Raw genomic sequence first — 25449 nt, 5'->3', positions numbered from 1 at the left:
ACAATTAGTTATGAACGTTTTTTGTTGCCGAACGGCCACCAGACGCCGCGGTCAAATGATACCGAAATTGCCGGAATCAGAAGCGGGAGAACGATCAAACCGTACAACAACAAGCCAGTAATTACAATCGTCGCAATTTGCACCAGGCTGAGTACGCCGGACGGCATCATTGCGCCGAATGTACCGGCCAGGATGATCGCAGCCGTGATGATGACGGTGCCCATTTTCGCCATGGATGTTCTCATGGCATCGCGGACACTGACGCCGTTTGCGGATTCTTCACGGAAGCGGTCAAGAAGGAAGATCGAGTAATCGACCCCAAGAGCCACCAGCATGACAAATCCGAAGAACGGCACTGCCCAGCTGATGCCGTCATAGCCAAGGCCGTTCACGAAAATCAATTCCGCGATTGATATCGACGTGTAATACGTCAATAGCAGTGACCCGATCATGTAAAGCGGCATGATCAAGGAACGGAACATGATGGCCAGGATCACGAACAAACTGATCAGCATAATTGTAACGGTATTCGTAAAGTCGTTTGAAGAAACGTCCTGCAAATCGTTGTTGATGCTTGAAATGCCGCCGTATGCGATATCTGTTTCTTCAAGAGGTGTTGCCGTCACCGTACGTTCGACAGCATCTTTGATTTTCGCAGTGGTATCAATGGCCGCCGGAGAATATGGATCGTCTGATAGGATGACCTCCATCTTCATGCCCGTGCCTTCTGCAAACGTATAACGGTCCAGCACTTGGGCGAATTCATCGCCTTCAAGCGTCCCTTCCGGAATAAACAATCCAGTATCGCGAACCGTTTTGCTGTCGCTCATGTTCTGCATCATTTCTGCTGCTTCTGCTAAACCGTTCTGAATTTCCACAAGGCCAGCATTCGAAGCACCGACGCCTTCAGACAGCTGCATCAAGCCTGCTCCCAGTTCACCGGTTTGTCCAGCTGCTCCAGCCAATCCTTGCTGAATTTCAGTCAGCCCCCCGCTGATTTGCGGCAAAGCACCGACTGTCTGCTGAACGTTCCCTGTTTGCTGCAGCCCTTGTGTAACCAGACCCAGCTGGCTATTCAACTGCTCAAGCCCTGCAGCGGCTTCGCCAAGGCCGTTTGCGCCGCGGGTCTGTTCACTGATTCCCGTTAAGTTAGTCTGGATTTCAGTCAGCCCGGCCTGTACTTCTCCGAGGCCGCTGCCTGCTTCTGTCAGCCCTTCTGACAACAAGCCTAATTGTTTGTCTGCATAAAGGTCCTCAATCACTTCGCCTGTAGGGCGGGTAATTGACCGGACGCCTTCAACGCCGTCAATTTTTTCGATTTCGCGGCTGACTTCTTCAAAATACGGAACAATGGATTCTGTTGTCAGCGTTTCATCTGATTTTACGATGACTTCAATCGGCAAGGAATCGCCCTTGCCAAAACCATCTTCAATTGCGCGCAGCCCTTTCACCGATTCATAATCCGAACCGATTTCATCCACTGTGTTGAACGACAATGAATTATTGTACGTAAACAGCAATGGCACGGTAATAACAGCCACTACAAGCATCGACAACAGCGGACGGTTGATGGACAGCTTGCTCATTTGAATCCACAAATTGCTGTCTTTATGTCCGGCAGATTTTTTCGCCGGCCAGAATAGTTTTTCTTTCAGCAATGCCATGAAGAACGGTACGACTGTAAACAGCACAAGCAATAGCACGAATATCCCGACGGCTACAGCTACTGCGGATTTAAAAATCGGGAAATCTGCGAAACCAATCGCAAAGAATCCGATGAATACCGCGATTCCGCTGATCAATAATGTGCGGCCAGCTGTCTTGTACGTGTTGACAATCGCTTCTTCCACACCATGCCCTGCTGACAATTCCTCTTTATAGCGGCTCAACAGCAAGATACAGTAATCTGTTCCGATACCGAACAAGATCGCTACCAAAAAGATTTGGGTATAGTTCGATACCGGGAAGCCGACCCAGTCGATCAAGTAAGCGACAATCGATTGGCTTAACAAATACGAAATCCCTACAGCTACAAGCGGGATGAACGGCGTCACAATCGAACGGAATACCGCAAGCAATAAACCGAAAATCAAGACAACCGTAATGATTTCTGTCCGTTTCAGCCCTTCCTGTGCGCTGATATTCACGTCATTATTGATGATCGCTTCACCTGTAACATAAGCGGTCACGTCTTTTGGAATGATGGTATCGCGAATTTCATCCGCTACCGCATTCACTTCTTCATCGGTGCCGTCAACCGTTACCGGCATCAAAATTGTTTTCTGGTCTTCAGAAACCAATTGTTCTTCAAGATCTGCGCTTTCCACCGGGTTCAATACACTTGTCACCGGTTCGCCAAGAGCTTCTATATCTTTAGCCATGCCGGCCAAAGTTTCACGCATCGGTTCATCGAGCTCTTTTTCAAGCGGGATGACTAAGGAGATGGTCTGATCCGCGGCATCCGCATCTGCAAGAATCGTCGCTGCCATTTGTGAAGAAGCATCTTGCGACAACTGGAATGATCCCGCTTCTTCTGCTTGTTCTGTTAAGTTTGGCGCCAATAAGAATAAGGCAACCGTCAAAATGATCATACCGATTGTAATCGGCCATTTCAGTTTTAAAACAGTCTTCATTTACGACACTCCATCCGTTTTGATAATATCTTTTAATTTGCGGAAAATCGTTAGAAATTGATCGATTTCCTCATCGTCCACGTGCTCAGCCATTAATTTCTCAATGTAATCCGTTAACACTTTATCTGACTGCGCCAAGACTTTTTCTCCCTGCTCGGTCAGTTCGATCAATTTTTCGCGCCGATCCTGCTGTTCGGTTTGAACAAAGCGAATCACTTCTTTTTGCAGCAGCTTTTTGATTCTGCTGGAAATCGCACTTTTATGTACCGCCTGCAAAACAGCCAGCCTGCTGGATGTAACACGTTTTTCCTTGCTGATCAGCTTAAGCATTTGCATTTGTTCCGGAGAAAACTCTTTCCATAGCGGATCATCAATCGCTTTAATGACGCGTTCCGTACCGTATAGCATTACTTCCTGAAACAAATCAACGGCTTCTTTTATTCGCCCATCCAAAATAGTATACCCCCTCAACCAATAAACACTAGTTTAGGGGGTATACTATTTGAAGTCAAGAAATACACATCGGATTTGTTTGCAAAAAATTAACCTCCGCAAATCCAATTTGCGGAGGTTAAAATTACACTTCTTTTGTAGCGGTTTCGCGAATTTGCTGTCTGCGGGCATAGACGTTTTTAGCAATCGTCTTGATTACCGCATAAACAGGGATAGCGAGAATGATTCCCCATAACCCGGCTATATTCCCAGCTGCCAAAATAAGCGTAATGACAGTCAACGGATGGACATCAAGCGCATTGCCCATGACGTTCGGCGTAATCAGATTGCTTTCAATCTGCTGGGCGATAAGCATGATGATCGCTACATAGACCGCCATGATCGGGTCTTGGACTACGGCAATGATTATTGCCGGAATGACTGCGATATATGGCCCGAGGAATGGAATGACGTTGGTCACCATTCCGATCAACGCAAGCAGCAAAGCATAATCGAGGTCGATGATCAAATAGCCGATCAACAACATCACCCCGACCAGGAAGCTGACAAACAACTGGCCCTGGATGTAGGACTGCAAGGTATGATCAACGTCGCTCAAAGTTTTGCGGATCCACGTTCTGCGTTCCCCTTTAAAGAAACCGGCCACAAACGGCGCGAACTTTTCGTGGTCCAGCAAAAGATAGATCAAGAAAAACGGTACAAGGACGAGCGAAACGACTCCTGAAATGAAACTTCCCAGGAAGGTCAAAACCCATGAGCCGATATTGCTGGCCCAGTCGCCCAATTGCCCTGACATCTGATTGATCTGTTCTTCAATCGAAGCCGGCAGCCGTTCACGCTGATCGAATACGTACTGGCTGTATTGTTCGACGTCGTCAATGATGGCCGGTGCATTGTTCACCAATGAATTGACCTGTTTCGTTACAATCGGTCCAATCATTGCATAAAATAGGTAAAAGACCAAAATAATCAGTACCAGAATAATAACAACGATTGACCATTTCGGAAATTGCTTCTTCTGCAAAAACCGGAGAAGCGGCCGGCTGAGATAAAATAACACGCCGCCAAGCAGCAATGGCACAAAAATAGTTTGCGCAATGATGAATAACGGGTCGAATATGGCTTGGACTTCTATGAATAGACGGATGATGACTAAAGCCAATATAATACCGACACCCGTTTGGAACCAAAGTTTGTTTGTCAAATAGCCCACTTCCTTTCTTTTCTGTGTATACCCAGTTTATCACGAAAATGAGCCTTAAATTTATCTGCAGACAGGAAGTTTTTTCACCCGTGGACCTGTTCATACAAAAAGCACCAGCAAAATCGTTGCTGATGCCTTGAACCTTATCGATTGAAGAAATTGGCGGTGAAATAAGGCTGATTGTCCGAGTTGAAGGCTGCCCCAATTCCAAGATAGCCAAAATCCGGTTTTACAATATTTTCGCGATGCCCCATTGAATTCATCAAACCTTCATGGGCAAAAATGCTGCTGTATTGGCCATACGCCAGGTTTTCACCGGCTACGAAGAACGTAATGCCGTCATCTTTCATGCGGTCAAAAGGTGATTTCCCCGCCAGGTTGGTATGGCTGAAATACCGGTTTTCCGCCATATCCTCACTGTGTTTGCGGGCTGTAGCGCGGGCTGCTTCATCCCACTTCAACAGCGGAAGGTCCCGCTGGATGCGCGCTGAGTTCGTCAGTTCAAACAACAGAAATTCAAAGCCTTCTTTCAATTCAGCATCGGGGGCGGCATAAATTTTCTCCCGCTGTTTTTCCAAGTCTTCCGTAACAACTTGTAGAGCCGTTACTGTGTCTTGTTCATGAATATCATAAAATACCGTCACGTATATCGAATCTATTTTAAACACATCGTATTCTTCACGAGTATCCAAAATGTATTGCACATTCCCTTTTTGCAGGCTCTTCAGCGGAATGCCGAGCGCTGCCCGGACTTCTGCTTTGTTGGAATCCATCGATAGCCCTTTTGTCGAGGAAATCAAGTCCTGATTGGTAAACATGCCATTGACCTTGCCATTCTGGTCATACGACAATAACACATAGTTCTGATAGTTTTGATGGTAGCTATGCCAATCGGCTCCATATTCGTTCCGCATTAAGCGAAGAGGCAAGCCGACTTTTGCCTGGGCTTCTTCTTTCGCCATGCCGAGCGTGACATTATGGACAGCAAACAGCGACTCGGTTTCAGCCAAATCCGGTTTCTCGACAGCATCCGGCATTTCTGCAGAACTTTCACTGACAAAAGACTGCAGCTGTCCGCCTATTTCGCCTGTGAATTGCTTGGCTTGCTCCAAAGCTTCCGATACTGTTGGACTGTTTGCGACTTGTTCAACCGTCGCATCAAACTTGTCCAAGAAGCCCAGGTCCACGTATTCACTTGCCTTCTCTTCCCACAGTGGCCGTGCGAAATAAATCAGCACAAGCAGCAGGATGATCCAAAAAACTTTTCGCACGTGCATCACCTCTTCCCTCCAGTTTAATTGGAAAACGGGATTCTATAAAGTATAAGCTTCTCTATCGGAAAGAAAAAATCCTTCTGTCCATAAGGCAGAAGGATTCCATTGGTTTATTCGATTCCTTCAATGGCCATTGCTTTTACCGGCAGGAACAAATCACCCGTTTGCAGGTAGGTGACTTGTACCCGATCGGTTTCTTTTAAGTAAATCGCGAATGGAACATTCTCAGAAGAGACGATAAAATTTGTTCCGTCTTCCATCAGGAAAGAGACGACCGTAAAGTCTCCTGTCTTTTCCTTGAAGACCCGTTCTACAACGCCGGAAGCTGAGGCTTCTTCTGCATCCGAACTGCCGTCCACTGTACTGCCTCCGCGCTGAAGGGCCGTTTTATACAGCTGAAGGGCTTCATTCGGCGTTCCGGCAAAAACGGAAATTTCCGGATTGGCGGCCGAGACGATAAAGTAATTCTGCAAAAAGCCGTTCGAATCGAGCACCGGCGTCAGCCAACTGGCTTCTTCATAAAAATTGTAAAGCACCGGCATTTCCCCCGACCATTGTTTTTCGATGAATTGCTTCTCAATAATCTGTAAATTCCCTTGGGAGTCCATATAGGAATCTTCCATATTTCCGGTGAAATACGTGGATTCCCCCGTACGCGCATTCGTCAAGGAATAGCCGAGCATCGAATCGACGCCTTCTTTCGGGCTGGTAAAATCAGTGAAATAGTACATGTCCCCTTCTGCATCGAAAACAGGGCTGACATTTGCTTCGGTTCCTTCATCCGATGGCAGTTTCACATCTTTCTTGCCGAATTTGCTGTTCCAGAACCCATGGATGTAATTCCCGTAGTAGCTATTTTCCAGGCTGACCGACTCCGGAGAAACCGCGCCGTCGATAAACGCCGGAACTTCCTTAAGTGAATAAGTTTCCGTTTTGCCGGTAGCTGGATCGACAGTTACAATGCCTTTAACCGCAAACCCGTTGCGGGCAGAAATAAAATCGCCGTATGAACGGATATAAAACGGTTTTCCATCATCGTCAATTTCCAGCTGCGAGTCGCCATAAAAAATCGCTTCCGGATTTTCAAGGCGCATATGGCGCTCGATGTTTTTATTAAAATAAGAAGACGGCGTATACACCATCTCCGCTTTCACAAACTTCGGATTTGCCGAAGCGTCGGTCGCGCTCATCGTGAAGTAGCCCGGAGTCGAATCCCCGTTCCACCATTTGAAAAATCCGGAAAATTCCACAGGGGCAATGTAGACATATTCCCCGCCGACTTTTTGGATCTGCAAGCTTCCGAGTTCGTAATAGCTCGTATCCGGCACTTGGCCGAATGCTTTTTTCATTTTATTGCGCGCAAATTTCGGCGGCACACTGGCCGGAGTCTGCGTTTCATCAAATGCTTCAATTTCTTCTTGCTCTTCCATTTGCACTGCTTCGTATTTTTCCGTTGCGTTAAACAACGGCGCCGACAAAATATAGGCGGCAAGCGCCAAAGCTCCGATTGCCAGCACCGACTTCACCTTTTGCTCCGTTCCACTTGAGAACAAGGCTCCAAGCACCGTCGCAATAAGCACGATTGGCCAAAGTGACATCAAAGTCCGGTCTGCATTTGTAAAATAATAATAGCCTGCAATCAATAAAATTCCGACAATAAAAACAAAAACCAGGCCGGGAATAACAATTGACTGATGAGAGTTCCCGGCTCTTTTCCCGTTTCCTGCCAGCGGCACAATAATTACGGCAGCCACAAGAGATGCAATAGCTGCAAATAACAATATACTTCCCACACTAAATTCCCCTTTAAATTCTGATTGGATTTCCACTAGTTATCTATACGGATTGGCCCCTTATAAGTTTCACTAAAGAAACTTTTCCAGCCGCAGCAGCCCGTAAAAAAGCGGCTTCCTGAAAGGAAACCGCTTAAATGAAATTCGTTTCATCGTAATGGAAGTCTGCTGGTTCAGCGAAGGATTTTCTGTGCCTGTTCCATAATGGCCTCAATAATATCTGCCGCTCCCTGCTCTTCTGTCAGCATCCGGGTCGACTGGCCTGCCCATAACGACATAAACGCCGAATCGTTGTTTCGGCCAGCCGCAGCCCGTAAGTCCTTCGTGATTGTGTTTTGTGAAGGAAAAGGAAGCGGCGCGATTCCCCCTTTTTCAAATTCTTCGATAAAACGGTTTTTAATGCCCCTTGCCGGCCGGCCGGAAAATACTTTTGTGATGACCGTGCTTTCTTCATCACTGTCAAAGATGGCTTGTTTATATACAGCGTGTGTCCCGGCTTCATGTGCTGTCAGAAAGCGGGTGCCCAGTTGTACCGCCTGCGCCCCCAAGGCCAGCGACGAAACCAGCCCGCGGCCATCTGCAATGCCGCCGGCTGCAATGACCGGAACGGCAACGGCATCTGCAATTTGGGGGACCAATGACATGGTACCAATTAACGCTCCCTGCGGATGGCGCTCAAGCGAAAACGTGCTGCGGTGTCCGCCGGCTTCGCTTCCCTGTGCCACGACCGCATCCGCTCCTGCCTGTTCAGCTTGCTGCGCCTCTTTTACCGTGGTAACCATGACAACGGTTTTTACGCGCCGCGCCTTAGCAATGTCCATCTGGCGTTTCGACAAACAGCCGAATGCCGTGCTGATAATGGGCACTTCTTTTTCGATGCAAATTTCGAATTGCTCTGCGCTCCAATCCGGTGACGCATAGGAAGACTGCAACTTTTCAATCTTCAATTCGGAATGGAAAGGGGCTAAAGTTTTTTGCACTTCTTCCAAACGGCTAAAATCGTCTTTTTCGTGAGAAGCAAAGATATTGACTGCGAAAGGTTTTTCCGTGCGCGACTGAATTTCCGTAATTGCATTTCTCATGGCATCCGGCGCCAGATAAGCAGCTCCTAAGGTGCCAAGCCCCCCTGCTTCACTAACTGCACTCACCAATTCCGGTGTGGTTGGACCTCCTGCCATGCCCGCTTGAATTATTGGATACTCCATACCGAAAAGCCCGCAAAGCTCCGTTTTCAGTGAAATCATCTGCATTCCTCCCTAATCCCATATTCTTTCTTCTAGTATTGCATAACAGCCATTTTCGGCAAGAGGGAACTTTCTGATTTCCGATGCGTTCTAACTCTTAAGCAAAACAAAAAGGCGGGGTTTATTTTATGAAGGGATTCCTTTCGCTTTTGGGCATCACTTTAATTGTAGGAGCATTCGGTTTAATCCTTTTGTCTTATTCTGGTGATCCGTTGGAAGAATTGAAAAGCCAGGAAAGATTGTATGCATATATGGAAACACGGCAAAACCACCCGGCAGAAGAAATAGCTGCGTTCAGCACCACAGCTGTTCCAGCCAGTAAGGCAACGCCCAGCCAGGAAAATCAATTTTATAATCTGGATGCCAGTTGCGAACGAACTTCTCCATCCACGGAAAAAGCCGGCTCAAATTAGAGCCGGCTTTTCGTATTTAAAAATGCTTTAAGGATCCAGTGCTTGTCGGGGCTGGACAGGCGCCTCCGCTTTTCTTGTCCAGCTGTAGCGGCCAGGTCCTCGGGTCATAAGCCATTTCGGCTGTGCGGCACAGAACGCCGCTTCGCCGCTCTGTCTTATGCCCGTCGAACCTTAACGGCCGCTTCCGCTTTTCTTCTTTGTCCAGCTGCAGCGCCTAGCCCCTCGAGGTCGCTTCGGCTGTGAATCCATGGCTAAGAAGCGCCATGGCTTTCAAATCCTCCAGCGCTTGTCGGGGCTGGACAGGCGCTTCCACTTTTCTTTGTTAAACCGTCAAGCGGATGTGGTTTCCGGATGGGTCGGTTGTTTCCAAGTAGTTTTCGTGTTCTGTAATTTCTACGTCCATGGTTTGAAGGTGTTCCGCCAAACGGCTGCGTTTTTCTTCATCTTCCAAAACAAGTGTATAGTAATTCAAACCAGCCTCTTTTTCCGGTAAGGCCGGTATGCCGATTCCGTTCCAGACGTTCAAGCCGATATGGTGATGGTATTTCTGGTCGGCAAGAAACAGTGCCTGGCCGCCCATGGAAGTGACGATTTCAAATCCCAGCCCATCGACGTAAAATTTTTGGGCTTCCTGCAAGTTTGAAACATGAAGGTGAATATGTCCCATAACCGTGCCTGCAGGCATGCCTTGCCAAACTTCTCCGGCTTCCTGGGCAGTTTGGACAAGCCCTTGCGCATCGATTGGATCAACTGCCATATCTACTTGGCCGCCGTTCCAGTTCCACTCCTCCGGCTCCCGGTCCCGGTAGATTTCAATGCCATTGCCTTCCGGGTCGCTCAAGTACAACGCTTCACTGACTAGATGATCGGAAGAACCTAAACGGATTCCTGAATTGTGAAGATGGATAAGTATTTTCGCCAACTCTTTTCGGTCTGGCAATAGGATTGCGAAATGGTAAAGCCCTGCGTAGCGATCTTGCTTCAGCGCTAAGCCTTCGACAGCTTCCAGCTTCAGCAAAGCTTGGCCGCCTGCCCCTAAAACCGTTGCACTTTCCGTTTCTTTCAATACTTCAAATCCAATTACTTCTTTATAGAAACGCGTCATTTCTTTTAAATCCAATACCTTTAACCCAACTTCGCCTACGTATGTGACCGGTTTTGTATGAAAATTCATTTTGATGGCCTCTTTTCTTTAGTTACTTTATGTAACCAATTATATTAAAGGAAGTTATATATGTCAAGTAACCTTATTCTTTTATTCCACACTGGTTTTGTGCTATTATATAAAAAAGGAGTGATAAGAATGGACACATCCGTCATTTGTCCCCGTTTTGAAAGTGCAATTTCGCTTCTCAGCCAGCGTTGGACCGGGTTGATCATTTATCAGCTTTTATCTGGACCTCAACGTTTTAGCCATTTAACTGAAGTCATCGGCATCAGCGGCCGTCTCTTGTCAGAACGATTAAAAAATCTGGAAGCACAGGGTCTCGTTACGCGCACCGTCTATCCCGAAACGCCTGTCCGGATTGAATACGAGTTGACCGAAAAAGGTTTTTCATTAAAGCCGGTAATGGATGAAATCCAAAACTGGTCGCAAGTTTGGATAGAACCGATTGAAACGGTCGAAACGAAATAAAACAGCTTATCCCCTTGTCGGATAAGCTGTTTTATTTTTGTCTTGTGATAAGTTGCCGCTTTCACATTCTCCGTCAAACGGCACCGATGGCTTGCTTTTTTTCTTTAGCGAATGAATAATTCCCTTCAAAACGCTCAATCGCTTGATTGTGCAGCCAGTAGGTTACCGGAAACAGCTTGTCGAGAAAATAGCGGTCATGTGAAACTGAAATAATGGTGCCCGGAAAGTTGGCGAGCGCTTCTTCCATCACTTCTTTGGCTTCTAAATCCAAATGGTTGGTCGGTTCGTCCAAAATCAGCAAATTGTGGTTCATGTGCATCAATTGGGCAAGCCGGAGGCGCATTCGCTCTCCTCCGCTAAGCTGGCGCACCGGCTGAAACACCATATTGCCGAAAAAAAGGAATTTTGCCAGCAACGGACGGGCTTCGTATTCCGAGACAGGCACGACATCCCGGAATTCATCCAGAACAGTCCGGTTGTTGTCCATTTCCAAGGTGTGCTGGGACAAATAACCGATAGACAATCCATTGCCCAGCTTTATTTCCCCAGCATCCGGCACGTCCGTCTTCATGATTAAATTTAAAAGTGTGGTCTTTCCTGTACCATTGGAACCGACAATGGCAACACGCTCCCGGAAACGGACATGCAAATCCAATTCGTGGAACAAGATCCGTTCTCCGTAGCCTTTCCAAACTCCTTCCATTCGGACTACATCTTTTCCGCTGCGGTCCTCCATCTGGAAATCGAGCGCCATTTGTTTTTTGGAAAGGACGGGGCGGTCGAGCAATTCAATCCGTGCCAAAGCCTTCTCAATGCTTTTCGCCTGGCGGTGCATGCCCGCATTCGGCGGATTCGCCCGGTTTGCCCACTCTTTCAGCCGTTTGATGGTTTCTTTCATTTTTTTGATTTTCTTTTGCTGGTCCTGATACTGCTGGAACTCGATCAGCAGACGGGCTTCGCGTTCTTTTACATAGGCCGAGTAATTGCCGATATACTGAATCAAATCGCCTTGATCCAACTCCCAAATCTGCGTGACGGTTTCATCCAGGAAATAGCGGTCATGCGAAACCAGCACAATTGTCCCTTTATAATGGCTGATAAACGAACCAAGCCATTCAATGGCTTCTAAGTCCAAGTGGTTGGTCGGCTCATCGAGCAGCAGCAAATCCGGCTCCTGCAACAGCAGTTTGGCCAATCCGACTTTTGTGCGTTCGCCTCCGCTTAGATGCCCCCATCGTTCGTCTTTTAAGGATTTGATTTTCAAACCATTCAGAATCTGATCGATCTTCACTTCAATATCGTAGCCGCCCCGCTGAATAAAATCATCCTGCAGCACACCGTAGCGCTGCAGCAGCCGTTCTATGGTTTCCGGAGCTGCACTTCCCATTTGCTGTTCCATTTCTTCGAGCTGCCGCTGAAGCGCAAGCAACTCTGAAAAAACTGCTCGCAGCAGGCAATGGACCGTCTGTTCACCATTCTCGTCAGGTGATTGCTGCAACAAGCCGATGGCACAGCCTTTTTTCCAAGTAACAGCGCCTTCAGTCGGCTGCAGGTTCCCAGCCAGGACATTCAGCAAAGTCGTCTTTCCTTCCCCGTTTCTGCCGACTAGCCCGATGCGCTGGTCTTCGGCAATTTCCCCTTTAATGTGATTGAATAATTTCTGGTTGGCAAAATGGCACATAATGTGCTGGAATTGGCTAATAATCATGGTTCTCTCCCTTTCGTTAGAAGAGACGCGTGCAATACAAAAAAGGCATGCGCAGACGCATGCCTTTACGTAAATCTGTTTGTAGGCAGATGTCTCTCACTGGTTTTTCACTTCATGCGATTGTCTAAAAAAGGACAGATTTGTCCCGTGCATGGATTTTGTGAAAGTAACGCCATGAAGAATGTAAAGATATTCCTGACATTCTGTCATGCGCTTACCAGTTTGATTCATTCTACCCACCTCCTTTATCATTTCCTTTATCTTACTGGAAACAACAAAAAACGTCAATTGAAATTCAGAATATTCTCATCTATAATAAAAATAATACACACGCTTATATTTAAGGAAATTAGGGAAATGGTTAAACAACGCCAAGTATCTATGAAAGGTGGGTGGGCATTTTGTCTATATACTCGAACATGGCTTTTGACAACGACACGAAAAAGATTGAAAAGTCCCTGAAGAAGTACGAGGAAAAGAAAAATGCGGCGCTTGTTTTGCTGGCCGAAATTGACATGCTTGAAAAAATGGAAGACGTAAAAGACGCTGAGCTATGGAGACGCCAATCGATGAAAGAAAAATTGGTCAGCGTGGAGCGGCAGCGCAAAGAATTAAAAGACATGATCACTTCCTACATTCAAAAACATGGAGACCAGGATCTTCAGCGCTATACCGACCTCCTGGATGAACTTGAAAAAGATAAATTCCATTATTAAAACAAAAGGAGCAGCCCTAAAACACGGGCTAGCTCCTTTGTTCTTTTTTCGTTTTCGGATCTTTACTCAAGGCTGTTTTTAAGATATCTCCCGTCCAGCCTCGGTGTTTCAAATAGAAATAAAGGAAAACCGTGGAAGCCGTAATCAGGATCAAAGAACCCAGATACCCATAAGACCAATCCAATTCCGGCATATTTTTAAAGTTCATTCCCCATAAGGCGCCAAAAGCCATCACTGGAGTAAACAGTGTTGTCAAGACGGTCAAAGTCTTCATGATTTCGTTTCCGCGGTAATTGGCCACAACATTTTCCATGTCCACCATATTGTTGATTTCATCTTTATACGACCGCACCAGCATGATGCACCGGTCGATGCGCGTTGAAGTGCGGATGTATTCTTTTCCGCTTTCTGCATCTTGGCCGAAGGTTTCAGAAATCGCCATTTTAATCTCCAGGAACCCCATCACCAGATTTTTCCACAGTAAAATTTCATGGCGCACGACTTCAATTTTGTCTAAAGTCTTTTTGCCGTTTTTTTCTCTTATTTCCCACAGTAAATTTCGAAGCTGTTCTTCAAATTCATCAATCTGGTGAAGGATGGAACTGATCATATCGCCTAACAGGATCATCATCAGTTCAATCGTGGATTCTTTCTCTTTCATTTGCTTAAGAATCGACTGTTTATCCAGGTCTTCATCAACATCGAAGTTCAGTTCATTCGTCACCAAAATCTCTCTCGACAAATAAAAATGAAAGACATTCAAATCATCTTTCTTTTTAGGGTTTTGCCGGTAAATAAGCGAACCCCAAATCGCTTCGTTTCCTTGTTCGGAAGTATCCGCATGCAGAATATTTACGCTGACGTCGCGTGACTCCCGGATCCAGGAATGCATTTTTTGATTGTCGGGCAAAAACTTGAGAAAATCCTGGTCCCGAACGTCCCCTTCTTCTTGCCAAATGGCCTCTTTAAACGAATAACGCGGCATTCAGATCCCCCTTTTTCAAAAACAACTTTATCTGTTCATTCAAAAAACAAGCCGCAAGCGGCTTGCCTCATTTGTCTGTAGGTGGATGGTCTCTGTATTTTTCATTTGAATTTTCTTCGTACTCCAAATCCCGGTCCGGCATTGGATCAAATTCCTTTTTATCAGGCATGTCTCGGCGCGGCTCGACTTCCGGAATCAGCTCTTCACCTTCGTGGTCTTGCTTATCCTTTTTCATCACCGTTCCTCCTCGAAAAAAGTCTTATCAATATATACCCTTTTTAAAAAATTATTAAGCCTTCTTAATTTCGAATTAACGATTCAATCAATTCAATATCATCCGGATAAGCCATGGCCAGCTCCGAAAGTTCCTCAATCGGTTTCCAAGCCACTTCCGCTATCCATTCGTCGCCTTCTTGAACGGTAATCTCACCGCCCGTCACTTCTACTTCAAAATAATGGACGTCAAAAGACACAGCCGCATTTTCATACTCGCCGCTTCGGACTTTCAATTCATTCAATACTTTTACCGTGAGTCCCGTTTCTTCAAAAAATTCCCGTTCGATGCATTCCTGCAAGCTTTCGCCTTGTTCAACGCCGCCTGCCGGGACAGCCCATTTTTTCTCTTCTTCCGGAGGCCCTTGCAGCACCAGCAGCACTTCGTTTTTTTCATTGATGCAAACACCCGCTGCACCTTTCCAGTCGGACATGTCCATTATAGATCTCCTCCATTGCCTGCTTTTCAATAGCCGCCGCCATCTGCTCTTTTCCTTGAATATATTTTTCAATATCCCATGGATGCACTTCTGCCAGCTTCTTTTTTAACGTACCATATCTTTCTGCTTCTTTGGGATGTTTCTTCAAATAATCACGGAAAGCCAAATGGCGCTTTATTTCAGGATTTCCGCTTTCGTAAATATGTACATGATGGCTGCGTTCATCTCCGCCTTTTTGGAAGTACCGCCTTCCCGGCAAGCCGTTTTCCCCTTTCGGTTGATATCCGAGAGCCTGCATCTCGCCATTAAACCGATCCACGGCTTCAATTTTTCGTACTACCGGCATCAAATCGATTATCGGTTTGGCTGCCATTCCTTCCACCGAAGTACTGCCGAAATGGTGAATGGTTAAGCACTCTTCCCCCAATACTTTTTTCAATTCCGCTGCCGCCTCTTCAAAAAGCCGGCGCCATTCCGGATTGTATTCGGACACTTCTACTTTCCTCAGAATCAACACCTCCTCGCTTTTCCCGTCAAAAAACGGCCTGCAAAAGCAAGCCGCCATTCATTATTAAATGATTTCCTTAATTATTGTGCCGTTTCTTTTACTCCGTTGTCCAATGTCAATCCGTGGGTTGCTTCCGGCAATCCCAAATCTGCAGAAAAACCGTTCGCTCTGTAAAAAGCATCAGCAGTAGACGAATCCGTCCGAACGACAATTTCCTTGAAATGGTTTCGTCCAAAATCAATAATTTCTTTCAGAAGCTTTGTCCCGATTCCCTGCCTTCTGGCATTAGGTGAAATGTAAAAGCGGCGAAGCCTTCCAACGCCTTGTTTGCTTGAATAAGGATCGCGGTTTAACCCGCCGATGGCTACCAGATGACCTTGCTGATCCCAAACTCCGTAAAGTACTTCCCCCGGCTGGTTGAACGTGTTTGTACCGTCTTCGTATTGAGTCACCAGCCGTCTGAGGAAACGGTAACCTTCTGCTTCACTTTCTTCCACTAATTTTGAAACATCTACCGAGTTTAGATCTTCAATCACTTTTAAGTTTATCGTCATACAGCTCCTCCTCCTCATGGGTTTCTTTTTCTGTTAGTCTGCTTGTCGGTCTGCATAATCCCTTGCCTCTTCAGTGTATCGGAGTTTGAAAAGGAATGCCATTAAATATCGGAATTTTCCAATATTTTAATATAACAAAAACTGTACCGAAGTACAGTTCCTGTTTTTCTTCCTAGACTGCAGAAGATTCGATATTGGCTTTTTTGGCCTCCATTTTTCTGACGATATAAATACTGGCTTCATACAAAATGGCCATAGGAATTAAGACGATTAACTGGCTAATGAAATCCGGCGGTGTAATCAGCGCCGACACCACTGCAATCACTAAATAAGACCACTTCCGGACGTTTTTCATAGAAGAAGAGGTCAATAAACCGATTGAAGATAAAAACATGGCTACAATCGGCAATTCAAACAGTAATCCGAGCGGTATCGTCGTCATAATTAGAAAATGGACATATTCACTCGCTGAAATCATGACTGCAAAGTTGGCTTCTCCAAGGCCAATGAGAAATTGAAAACTCAGCGGATTGACAATAAAGTAACCAAATGAAATGCCGAGAATGAACAACAGCAGCATGGCCGGCGAGTACAAGCCAATGAATTTGGCTTCCGGCTCCAGCAATCCTGGCTTTACAAATTGCCATAAAAAATAGCAAAGAAACGGCAAGGACAAACCAAGCGCCAATGTAACCGAAATCGAGGTATAAAACTTGATCACTTCAAGCGGTCCGAGTATGACCAAGTCATGGCCTTTGACAACATGCGGGAACCAAAAGTTCAAGGTTGAAAAAACCACCAGCAAGAAGAAGATGAAGACAAAAGCACTTTTGATCAATTGCTTTCTCAATTCCCCCAAATGGTCCACTAAACTTTCTGCTGATTCCGGCGGCTCCTCCATTTTCGGCGGCTCCGGCTTCACTGGTTCCGGCGGCTCTTCCGGAATGGTTTTCGCAGGCTGTTCTGGCTGAACCGCTTTTTTGTGAAGCGGGCTAATTAGTTTGCGTTCTCCATACGGATCCATTTAACCACCTTCATATTTTATCGGATTTTTTTTCATGCTTTTCAACCGTTTCGTCTTCGTCGTCATCCATCAAACCTTTTGTTGAACGCTTGAATTCTGAAAAAGTCTTGCCGACGGCCCCGCCAATTTCCGGCAATTTTTTCGGTCCGAATATAATAAGGACAATAACCAGAATAATGATTAATCCCGGTACACCAATTGATGCTAATCCTCCCATAGCTGTTTTCCTCCTTCCTTAAACAAGTGATCCGCCGTTTTTGCTGTAGTTGATAATGCCTTCCGCACAGCGATAAGCAAGTGCCCCTACGGTTCCAGTCGGGTTATAGCCTCCGTTATGCGCAAAATTCCCGGCTCCCACAACAAATAAATTTTCAGCATCCCAATGCTGTAGATAATTGTTCACTACACTGATAGCCGGGTCTGAGCCCATGACAGTACCGCCCGTATTATGTGTAGTTTGATAAGGAACAATATCGTAATCGGAAATCGGGCTGCCGCCGACCACCGTTTTTGCGCCCATTTCCTGCATAATACCCGCAGCTTTTTCAGTAAGGTAGGCATGCAGGGCCCGGTCCTGATCGGTGAAATTATATGTCAGCTGCAGCAACGGGACGCCGTAGATATCCTTATACGTGCCATCGAGTGCCATATAATTTTCGCGGTGCGGCATGGAAGCTCCCTGACCGCCGATGTTCAGCGTTCGAGGATAGTTTTCAATAGACGCCTTTTTGAAATCTGCTCCCCATGACGGTGTATCCGGCGGCACCGGATTGGTTTGGATCGGCCGGTTTCCGGTTTGGGTGATCGACAGACTGGCACCATGGATAAAGTCCAGGTCTCCGTGGTCAAAATTGTCGCCGTTGAAATCGTCCACTGTCATCCCAAGCGCCCCTGCTCCCATAAAGACATTCATTTTCTCGTCAAAGAAACCGGATGCACCCGGCAATATCTGGTAAGCATAATTGCGCCCCAGGGTTCCTCTTCCTGTCTCAGGGTCATACTGTTCGCCGATTTTTGATACCATCAGCAGCTTGGCATTATTCATCATGTAACTGGTCAGCACAACGACTTCTGCCGGCTGGATGAATTCTTCAAACGAGACCGTGTCAAAATAGCGAACCCCGGTGACCTTGTCTCCTTGCTTCATGACTTCCACTACATTGGCATTGAATTTAATTTCGTAATTGCCGGTATTTTTAGCTGTCGGGACTACCGTGATTTCCGGAGAACTTTTTGCTCCGTATTCACAGCCGAAGCGTTCACAGAACCCACAGTATTGGCAGGCATTAATCTTGGCGCCGTCCGGATTTTCATATGCTTCCGATAAATTGGCAGAAGGCATCATAAACGGCGAGTAGCCCAGATTTTTGGAAGCCGTTTCGAATTTTTGCAGAATCGGTGTTTTTTTCATCGGCGGCGTTGCATATTCAGCTGACCGTTTCCCCCAGAATGGATTGGTATCTTCACCGGAAATGCCCGCTGTTTTTTCAAAACGGTCAAAATACGGCTCCAATTCATCGTAAGTGATTCCCCAATCTTGAATCGTGTACTCAGCAGGCAGTTTGTTGGCTCCGTATTTTTGATCGGTCATGGTCTTTATTTCAAAGTCGTAAGGCAGGAATCGCCAGTTCTGGCCGTTCCAGTGGGTGCCGGAGCCGCCCAGCCCTTCCCCCAGAAGAAATGAACCCATTTGGCGCATCGGCAGAGCCCGCTGTTTGCGGTTGTTTCGGAACGACACCGTCTCCCGCGATAAATCCTGCATCAATTCGTAGCGTATGGCATAGCGGTATTCATCATGCACGATGGCGAAATCTGAAGTGCCCCGCTCACGGCCGCGTTCCAGCCCGACCACTTTCAGCCCTTCTTTTGCACATTCCGCTGCAATGATGCCGCCTGTCCAGCCTACGCCTACCGTTACTACATCCACTTTATCCAAAGTTGTGACCATCAAGACTCCCCCTCTTTCTATTAATGACCCGTGCCAAGAGATTTCGGATCAATTTCCTGGAATTCTTCGTTGTCGATTTGGCTGATATAAGCCGCCTGATGCCCAGGGAACCCTTTCATCTTCCAGCCATCCATGTTTTGGTTTCCGCCGTAAATCGGATCTGCGTAAGCCCCTTCTAGAGTAGCCGAGCGCAGCAAGCGGAAAAAGAATAAAGAAGAAACCCCTTGCATCTGGATTTGGTCTTCCTGGAAGGCCGTCAGGATTTCGTCCATCTGGCCGCCTTCAAGATCAGCAAAGTTGGCTTTAAAGCGTTTTTGCGCTTCCTGCTGCATAATTTGAAGCCCTTGGCGGAACATTTCATTTCTTTTTAAACGGCTTTGATACCCTTGTGTGGTTTCCCCTTCAAAGAAAGGCCCTTGCATGTATTCTTTGGAGTTTTCTCCGTATGCGCCGGCCAGCTGCTGGTCAATAAAATAAGGCACTCCTAAACCGATGGCACCAGGCCCCAAATCATCTTCCGGGAAAATTCGTTCTGTAGCCTGCGATAAAATTTGGAATTCCGCATCGTTTTTGAAAAACATCAGGCCTCTGACGCCGCCAGCTGATCCAGTTTCCCCATGTGTTGCCGGCGCTGTGCCAGGAGAAGCAGTCTCGTTGCCGGTATTGGAGGCAATTAATCCTCCGATAATCCCACCGCCGACCAATGCGCCGGCAGCTACCCCCGAAGTCTTCAAAAAGTCTCGCCTAGAAAAATTCTTTTCTTTTTTTGACATTCCGCCTGCCTCCTTATATGATTAAAAAAGAATAGTGAGAATATTTGAATATTATACCCTACCATTTTGATTTTTACACGCGATAACCTAAATAATATTATTCTATGAGAGGATGAGAGCGATGGACTTAAAAGTATCTTTAAAAGATGTACCGAAATATTTAAACTGGAAAGACCCTGCTTTGGACCTTCGCTACAACGTGGATACCGATACACGCGATGTCGCATTAACCCGCGTTTTTGACCCGCAGCTTGAGGAAGATTTGGAACGCTATCAAATTTTGGACCTGCAGGGCGTCAAACAGAAGTATTCACTGGAAATCGAAAAGGCAGAACAGCAGGTATATTTTTACAGAATAGCAAATCTCATGTTTTTGTTTCTGCTTATCCTGGCTCCTGCAGTCGCGCTTTATTTTTTCCAAAGCGATTGGATTGCCTTGGTCTTTGCACTCCTTTTTATCTTTTTGGTGATTTTTCTGGTGGAATGCTTTAATCAGGCCTACCTCAATAAATTCCAGAAAAAGCTGAAAGATGAAATCGGCTTGGAACAGGCCGTCCATAACAAAACCATTCCTTTTGAAAATGACGAAGTGAAAGTCCACGGTTCTTCCGCTACGGTATTGACGAATCTGTATCCTGAAATTACGGATCCAAATTACAAAAAAGGAAAAGAAAACATTATCCGCTTCGGGCTGAAAGACAATTCCATTCATCCTTTAATTACTGTAAAAACCCTTAAATAACAAAAAAGAGGCAATCCTAAATGGATTGCCTCTTAGCTTGTAGACAAAAGAATTTTTACACATGAGAAATGAATGAACATGCAACCGGGCATCCCGGATCCTCCGTTTCAGCCGGACGCGTTCCGCGGGCTTGCGCCGAACTAACTCGGAACGTGCGTCCCGAGTGGATTTCGGCACTTCGCTATCCCGCTGGAGTCGCCGGCTTTCACTCCGGATCCTGAACATGAAGGCTATGAAGAGGTGTCACTTTTCTTCTTGAGCTGTCTGTTTCAGCTTCAATCGGATGAGCATCTCTCTCCAATCAAAGAGAGATGCCCCAACCGGTTCGGCCATGGAGACTCCTGTGGGACAGCGAAAGCTGAAGACCCCGCAGATGCGAAGCAGCGAGGAGGCTGAAGCTGAGCCCACGGAAAGCGAAGTGGGCGGTCCGGTTGGTTTCATACATTTCTATTCATTTCATTTATACTTTGTCTACAGGCTGAGAGGCAATCCTAAATGGATTGCCTCTTTATTTTTCCCCATAAAAAAAGGCCAAGGGAATGGACACCTCGGCTTTGTAGCATGTTTTTATTAGTCTAAAATTTTGATGTTGATTGTTTTGCGTCCCCAGTCAAGAGCTGCGCCCTGTGACGGGATGAAGACGTCAATTTTGTTTCCTTTGATTGCGCCGCCTGTATCGCCAGCGATTGCAGTGCCGTAGCCTTCAACCCATACTTTTGAGCCTAATGGAATAACTGTCGGGTCTACTGCGATGACTTTCTGATTCGGGTTAGAACGCAAATCTTGGCCAGTTGCTGTTACGCCTGAACATCCTGCACAAAATGCTGTGTAAGCTGTAGCTGAGACAGTCATTTCTTTGCCTGATTGAGCAGATGCTGCTTTAGCTGGTGCTGCTGCTTTTGCAGGAGCTTTGACTGAAGCTTGTGCCGGTGCTTTAGCTGGTGCTTGTGCCGGTGCTTCTTCTTTTGGTGCTTTAGGAACTGAAATTGGCGATCCGCCTTTAACAACTAATTTGTCTCCAGGGAAAATCCAGTGGCCTGTGATGCCGTTCCAGCTCATCAATGTATCCAATGACAAGTTATGTGCTTGCGCGATTTTAAATAATGTGTCTCCGCTTGCTACTGTATATGTAGCTTTCTCCTCTGAAACTGCTGCAGCTTGTTCTGAGCCGATTTCAAGTTGTTGTTGCGGGAAAATTAAGTTCGATGATAAGTCGTTCTGTCCTTTTACTTGTTCAACAGAAACGTTGTTTGCCTGCGAAATGCTCCATAGTGTATCACCTGGTTGTACTGTATATGATTCGGCGCTAGCTTGGCTTGCTACTCCTACACTAAGTGCTGCGATTGCAGTTAGTGTAACGATATGCTTTTTCATGAATGAAATTCCTCCTTTTCACTAACAATGAGCATCATACCACCTACACATTTCATTCCGATGTCAAAACGACAGATAGAAAATAACAATTGTATTACGCTAAACCGAAACATATTACAATTTGTAATTAAACTGAATCCTTTTTTTGAATTAAATAGGTTTAATGGTGGGGAAATAGGGAAAATTTTTTTGTTAAGTAGATTTATAGAAAAGAGGGAAGATATGAAAAAAGTTACACTGGTTTTTTGGATTTCGTTATTTCTTTGTATAGGCATGGTGGGATGGGGGCTCTTCTCTCCTACAGGGTTCAATGAATCTACCGGAAAGCTGACCGCTGCAATATCAGATACTTTCGGGTGGTACTATTTGGTGACAGTATTTATCATCTTAGCATTCTGCATTTATATGATTTTTTCCAAGTATGCAAATATCAAATTAGGAAAACCGGATGAAGAGCCCGAGTTCTCTTTGCCTTCCTGGTTTGCCATGCTGTTTAGTGCAGGCATGGGGATGGGATTGGTTTTCTGGACAACGGCAGAACCGATTTCCCACGCTTTCACAAGTGCACCGCGATCTGAACTCGGCTCGCCGGAAGCGGTTTCCGAAGCTTTGCAGTTTTCCTTTTTCCACTGGGGCCTTCACGCATGGGCCGTTTATGGCATCGTGGCACTTGTGCTTGCCTACTTCAAATTCCATAACGGCGCACCTGGCTTGATCAGTGCCACGCTCGTTCCATTATTCGGCCAAAAGGCCATGTCGGGAATCGCAGGAAAATTAATAGATATTCTCGCTGTGTTCGCTACCATTGTGGGCGTTGCTTCAACGCTGGGTTTTGGGACCGCCCAATTAAATGAAGGATTGTCTTTCCTGTTCGGTACGCCGAACACATTCACATTCCAGCTGCTAATTCTCGGCGTTTCGACTATTTTATACATCGGATCGGCTTGGTCAGGCATTGGCAGAGGCATTAAATACTTGAGTAATATCAATATGGTGCTGGCAGTCGCATTGCTTATTATGATGCTTTTTGCAGGGCCGACGCTTTACATATTGAACTCTTTTACAGACGCCGTGGGAGGGTACCTCTCCAATTTCTTCAATATGAGTTTTAATCTGGCGCCGCAGAATACAGAACGAAGATCCTGGGTTAATGCCTGGACGATTTTCTACTGGGCATGGTGGATTTCATGGGCACCGTTTGTCGGGATTTTCATTGCCCGGATTTCGCGCGGACGCACAATTAAAGAGTTTATGATTGGTGTCTTGTTCGCACCTTCCTTGGTTTGTTTCATCTTTTTCGCCGTGTTCGGAGTTTCGGCCTTGAACCTGGAACAAAACGGCATTGCCGAAATTTCTGCATACAGCATTGAAACAGCTACATTCGGCATGCTGCAGCATTATCCGCTGGGCACTTTAATGGCTTTCATCACCTTGTTCGTCATTGCCATCTTCTTTATCACTTCCGCTGACTCAGCGACATTTGTATTGGGCATGCAGACCACAGGCGGTTTGCTGAATCCCCCGAACCTGGTGAAAATCACTTGGGGCTTTATCCAGGCAGCGGTCGCAGCCATCGTTCTGTACACCGGCGGAACACAAGGCCTTCAAAATGCCTTGATTATCGCTGCATTGCCGTTCTCGGTCGTCATTTTACTGATGGGCGCATCGTTTTTCAAAGCCATTCAGAAGGATCCGCTTGTCAGAAAACGAAAAAGAGTATAATAAAAAGGACCGGCCAGCAGCCGGTCCTTTTGTTTGTTTTTATTTGAATACGCTTGTGCTGTGCAGCGGCTGGATCTTTGATTTTGGATCAAGATACGCTTTTGCGTTATTGATCGCTGTCGGTGCTTCGCCAAAGCCGACGGCAATCAGTTTTACTTTTCCTTCGTATGTGGCAATATCGCCTGCCGCATAGATTCCCGGAATATTCGTTTCCATTTTCGAATTGACCACTACTGAGTTTTTCTCCATTTCCAAGCCCCATTCTTTAATCGGGCCAAGAGACGTGATGTTTCCGTAGTTGACAATGACATGGTCAACTTCAAGGCGCTCTTCGTTGCCTTCTTTATCGATCAAAACCAGCTCTTGAAGCTCACCATTTTCACCAACTAATTCTTTCACGCCGTAAGGCTTTTTCACTTCTACTTTAGACTGCAGAAGCGTATCGATATTCGCTTCGTGTGCCGTCATTTTTTCGCGGCGGTGGCTCAAAGTCACATGTGAAGCGACATTTTCAAGCATCATCGCCCAGTCTACCGCTGAATCTCCCCCGCCCAGAACAACCACTTTCTTGTCGTGGAACATAGTCAAATCCTTCACTCCGTAATGGAGCGTTTTGCCTTCGAACGGTTCTGCCCCTTCTACACCGATTTTACGCGGCTGGAAAGCTCCGACTCCCGCTGTCAGCAAAATGGATTTCGTGTAATGGACATCTTTATCCGTCCGGATTTCGAAATGGTCGCCATCGCGTTCAATGTCTTTTACGGACTCTTCCAGGCAAATCGCCGGATCGCCGTAATTGGCCTGGACTACCAAGTTATCCACTAAATCTTTAGCCAGGACTTTTTGGAAGCCGCCAACATCGTAAATGAATTTATCCGGATACAGCTCTGTCAATTGGCCGCCAAGCTGCGGCAAACTGTCGATAATTTTCACTTTCATTTTGCGCATACCGCCGTAAAAAGAAGCAAACAGGCCGGTTGGACCGCCGCCGATAATGGTTATATCAAAAATTTCACGCTCTTCCATATATAACACTCCTAATCTAATCAATACCTATATCCTATCATATTTCCCCCTAATTCACGCAATCAGACTTATGATTGAACTTGCATAAAATTAAAGTTAGACTTTTCTGTATTTTCGATGCATTTTTTAATTTCTTTCAGTACACTAGTAACTGAATGAATGATTAAAGAGAGGATGAAAGAGATGGAATTAGGCGTTAAAGATAAAGTAGTTGTTGTCATGGCTTCCAGCAAAGGATTGGGCAAAGCGACGGCAAAAGAGTTTGCAAAAGAAGGGGCAACTGTCATCATTTCGAGCCGCAATGAAGAAGCGCTTCAAAAGACGGCTAGTGAAATTCAGCAGCAGTCCGGCAATGACAATATCCATTATCGTGTTTGCGATATGCAGAATGAAGAGGACATTGCCTCCTTGTTCCAATTTGCTGACGAGAAGTTCGGACGTGTTGATGTATTGATCAACAATACAGGCGGGCCAAAAGCAGGCGGTTTTGATGAAGTTGGCGACAGCGACTGGTATGCCGCTTTTGAACGAAACTTGCTGAGCTATGTGCGGACTTCACGTGCCGTTCTTCCTTACATGAAAAAACAGCAATTCGGGCGCATCATCAACATTTCTTCCTCTTCCACAAAAGAAGTGATTGATGGCTTAATCCTGTCGAATGCGTTCCGGGCAGGCATGGTCGGCTTTTCCAAAACCTTGGCACGCGAAGTGGCGAAAGACAATATCCTCGTGAATACGATTGGTCCGGGCCGCATCGCGACAGACCGCGTCGAAGAATTGGACCAGATTTCCGCAGACAATCAAAACGTGGCAATTGAAGAAATTGTCGCGCGCAGGAAAGCCCAAATCCCGATCGGCCGTTACGGCAAACCAGATGAATTTGCGAAAATCGTCGTTTTTCTCGCTTCTTCTGCCAATTCCTATATGACCGGCCAGTCGCTGGTTATTGACGGAGGAATGTTAAAAGCGCTGTAATATGCCAAATGATTATACAGCTACATAAAAA

The 25449-nt window shown here is 46.2% G+C and carries 26 protein-coding genes; 6 read left to right on the top strand and 20 right to left on the bottom strand.

Annotated features, from left to right (window positions below; translation table 11 throughout):
* Nucleotides 1–8: 8 nt before the first annotated feature.
* The 6 genes from HU147_RS06850 to HU147_RS06825 form a co-directional block, all read right to left on the bottom strand.
* Nucleotides 9–2633 carry an MMPL family transporter gene (locus HU147_RS06850; RefSeq protein WP_224075545.1) on the bottom strand — a complete coding sequence of 875 codons (2625 nt, stop codon included), beginning with the start codon at nt 2631–2633 and terminating at the stop codon, nt 9–11.
* Nucleotides 2634–3086, bottom strand: a complete 453-nt coding sequence (locus HU147_RS06845; RefSeq protein WP_224075544.1) for a MarR family winged helix-turn-helix transcriptional regulator — start codon at nt 3084–3086, stop codon at nt 2634–2636.
* A 124-nt stretch (nt 3087–3210) separates the two neighbouring features.
* Entirely contained in the window at nt 3211–4290 is a 1080-nt protein-coding gene (locus HU147_RS06840; RefSeq protein ID WP_224075543.1) for an AI-2E family transporter, read from the bottom strand.
* A gap of 143 nt (nt 4291–4433) precedes the next feature.
* A complete protein-coding gene (locus HU147_RS06835) occupies nt 4434–5567 on the bottom strand; it encodes a CAP-associated domain-containing protein (protein ID WP_224075542.1) in 1134 nt (377 codons plus the stop codon).
* Nucleotides 5568–5674: 107 nt separating this feature from the next.
* Entirely contained in the window at nt 5675–7357 is a 1683-nt protein-coding gene (locus HU147_RS06830; protein ID WP_224075541.1) for a hypothetical protein, read from the bottom strand.
* Between the two features lie 173 nt (nt 7358–7530).
* Entirely contained in the window at nt 7531–8601 is a 1071-nt protein-coding gene (locus tag HU147_RS06825; protein ID WP_224075540.1) for an NAD(P)H-dependent flavin oxidoreductase, read from the bottom strand.
* A 128-nt stretch (nt 8602–8729) separates the two neighbouring features.
* Between HU147_RS06825 and HU147_RS06820 the strand changes: the two genes are divergently transcribed.
* Nucleotides 8730–9014, top strand: a complete 285-nt coding sequence (locus tag HU147_RS06820) for a hypothetical protein (protein WP_224075539.1) — start codon at nt 8730–8732, stop codon at nt 9012–9014.
* Nucleotides 9015–9336: 322 nt separating this feature from the next.
* Here HU147_RS06820 and HU147_RS06815 read toward each other — a convergent pair whose 3' ends face one another.
* Complete coding sequence (locus HU147_RS06815) at nt 9337–10188, bottom strand: VOC family protein (protein ID WP_224075538.1); 852 nt, start codon at nt 10186–10188, stop codon at nt 9337–9339.
* A 129-nt stretch (nt 10189–10317) separates the two neighbouring features.
* Between HU147_RS06815 and HU147_RS06810 the strand changes: the two genes are divergently transcribed.
* Nucleotides 10318–10650, top strand: a complete 333-nt coding sequence (locus HU147_RS06810) for a winged helix-turn-helix transcriptional regulator (RefSeq protein WP_224075537.1) — start codon at nt 10318–10320, stop codon at nt 10648–10650.
* A 73-nt stretch (nt 10651–10723) separates the two neighbouring features.
* On the opposite strand, the gene abc-f is transcribed toward HU147_RS06810, so the two are convergent.
* Nucleotides 10724–12358, bottom strand: a complete 1635-nt coding sequence (abc-f, locus tag HU147_RS06805; RefSeq protein ID WP_224075536.1) for a ribosomal protection-like ABC-F family protein — start codon at nt 12356–12358, stop codon at nt 10724–10726.
* A gap of 96 nt (nt 12359–12454) precedes the next feature.
* The gene (locus HU147_RS19390) at nt 12455–12589 is read right to left on the bottom strand and encodes a hypothetical protein (protein ID WP_263427761.1); all 135 of its coding nucleotides are present in this window, start codon (nt 12587–12589) and stop codon (nt 12455–12457) included.
* Nucleotides 12590–12759: 170 nt separating this feature from the next.
* On the opposite strand from HU147_RS19390, the gene HU147_RS06800 reads away from it, so the two are divergent.
* The gene (locus HU147_RS06800; RefSeq protein WP_224075535.1) at nt 12760–13074 is read left to right on the top strand and encodes a hypothetical protein; all 315 of its coding nucleotides are present in this window, start codon (nt 12760–12762) and stop codon (nt 13072–13074) included.
* 28 nt (nt 13075–13102) lie between these two features.
* Here the strand turns inward: HU147_RS06800 and HU147_RS06795 are convergent, their stop codons facing one another.
* From HU147_RS06795 to HU147_RS06755, 9 genes are all read right to left on the bottom strand, one after another.
* The gene (locus HU147_RS06795) at nt 13103–14059 is read right to left on the bottom strand and encodes a magnesium transporter CorA family protein (RefSeq protein WP_224075534.1); all 957 of its coding nucleotides are present in this window, start codon (nt 14057–14059) and stop codon (nt 13103–13105) included.
* A gap of 67 nt (nt 14060–14126) precedes the next feature.
* Entirely contained in the window at nt 14127–14294 is a 168-nt protein-coding gene (locus HU147_RS06790; protein ID WP_224075533.1) for a hypothetical protein, read from the bottom strand.
* 64 nt (nt 14295–14358) lie between these two features.
* Entirely contained in the window at nt 14359–14772 is a 414-nt protein-coding gene (locus HU147_RS06785; RefSeq protein ID WP_224075532.1) for an NUDIX hydrolase, read from the bottom strand.
* Nucleotides 14726–15286, bottom strand: a complete 561-nt coding sequence (locus HU147_RS06780) for a GrpB family protein (RefSeq protein WP_317985497.1) — start codon at nt 15284–15286, stop codon at nt 14726–14728. Before HU147_RS06780 ends, HU147_RS06785 begins: the two co-directional genes overlap by 47 nt.
* A 74-nt stretch (nt 15287–15360) precedes the next feature.
* Complete coding sequence (locus HU147_RS06775; RefSeq protein WP_224075531.1) at nt 15361–15834, bottom strand: GNAT family N-acetyltransferase; 474 nt, start codon at nt 15832–15834, stop codon at nt 15361–15363.
* Nucleotides 15835–16006: 172 nt separating this feature from the next.
* The gene (tatC, locus tag HU147_RS06770) at nt 16007–16858 is read right to left on the bottom strand and encodes a twin-arginine translocase subunit TatC (RefSeq protein ID WP_224075530.1); all 852 of its coding nucleotides are present in this window, start codon (nt 16856–16858) and stop codon (nt 16007–16009) included.
* A gap of 10 nt (nt 16859–16868) precedes the next feature.
* The gene (gene tatA / locus HU147_RS06765) at nt 16869–17075 is read right to left on the bottom strand and encodes a twin-arginine translocase TatA/TatE family subunit (RefSeq protein ID WP_224075529.1); all 207 of its coding nucleotides are present in this window, start codon (nt 17073–17075) and stop codon (nt 16869–16871) included.
* Nucleotides 17076–17093: 18 nt separating this feature from the next.
* On the bottom strand, nt 17094–18806 hold the full coding sequence (locus HU147_RS06760) for a GMC family oxidoreductase (protein ID WP_224075528.1): 1713 nt from the start codon (nt 18804–18806) through the stop codon (nt 17094–17096).
* A 20-nt stretch (nt 18807–18826) separates the two neighbouring features.
* Nucleotides 18827–19579, bottom strand: coding sequence for a gluconate 2-dehydrogenase subunit 3 family protein (locus HU147_RS06755; RefSeq protein ID WP_036809585.1), 753 nt, complete (start codon nt 19577–19579; stop codon nt 18827–18829).
* Between the two features lie 121 nt (nt 19580–19700).
* On the opposite strand from HU147_RS06755, the gene HU147_RS06750 reads away from it, so the two are divergent.
* Nucleotides 19701–20321, top strand: coding sequence for a hypothetical protein (locus tag HU147_RS06750; RefSeq protein WP_224075527.1), 621 nt, complete (start codon nt 19701–19703; stop codon nt 20319–20321).
* 570 nt (nt 20322–20891) lie between these two features.
* Here HU147_RS06750 and HU147_RS06745 read toward each other — a convergent pair.
* Nucleotides 20892–21695 (bottom strand): LysM peptidoglycan-binding and 3D domain-containing protein, encoded by an 804-nt coding sequence (locus tag HU147_RS06745; protein WP_224075526.1) that lies wholly within the window; start codon nt 21693–21695, stop codon nt 20892–20894.
* A 222-nt stretch (nt 21696–21917) separates the two neighbouring features.
* Between HU147_RS06745 and HU147_RS06740 the strand changes: the two genes are divergently transcribed.
* Nucleotides 21918–23417, top strand: a complete 1500-nt coding sequence (locus HU147_RS06740; RefSeq protein ID WP_224075525.1) for a BCCT family transporter — start codon at nt 21918–21920, stop codon at nt 23415–23417.
* A 39-nt stretch (nt 23418–23456) separates the two neighbouring features.
* On the opposite strand, the gene HU147_RS06735 is transcribed toward HU147_RS06740, so the two are convergent.
* Nucleotides 23457–24443, bottom strand: coding sequence for an NAD(P)/FAD-dependent oxidoreductase (locus HU147_RS06735; protein ID WP_224075524.1), 987 nt, complete (start codon nt 24441–24443; stop codon nt 23457–23459).
* A gap of 183 nt (nt 24444–24626) precedes the next feature.
* On the opposite strand from HU147_RS06735, the gene HU147_RS06730 reads away from it, so the two are divergent.
* Entirely contained in the window at nt 24627–25418 is a 792-nt protein-coding gene (locus HU147_RS06730; RefSeq protein WP_224075677.1) for an SDR family oxidoreductase, read from the top strand.
* Nucleotides 25419–25449 lie beyond the last annotated feature (31 nt).

It is taken from the genome of Planococcus chinensis, assembly GCF_020071995.1.
GTDB classification, from domain to species: domain Bacteria; phylum Bacillota; class Bacilli; order Bacillales_A; family Planococcaceae; genus Planococcus; species Planococcus chinensis_A.
Note: the sequence above shows the minus strand (reverse complement) of the source record. Positions and strands in the feature narration are given on the sequence as shown.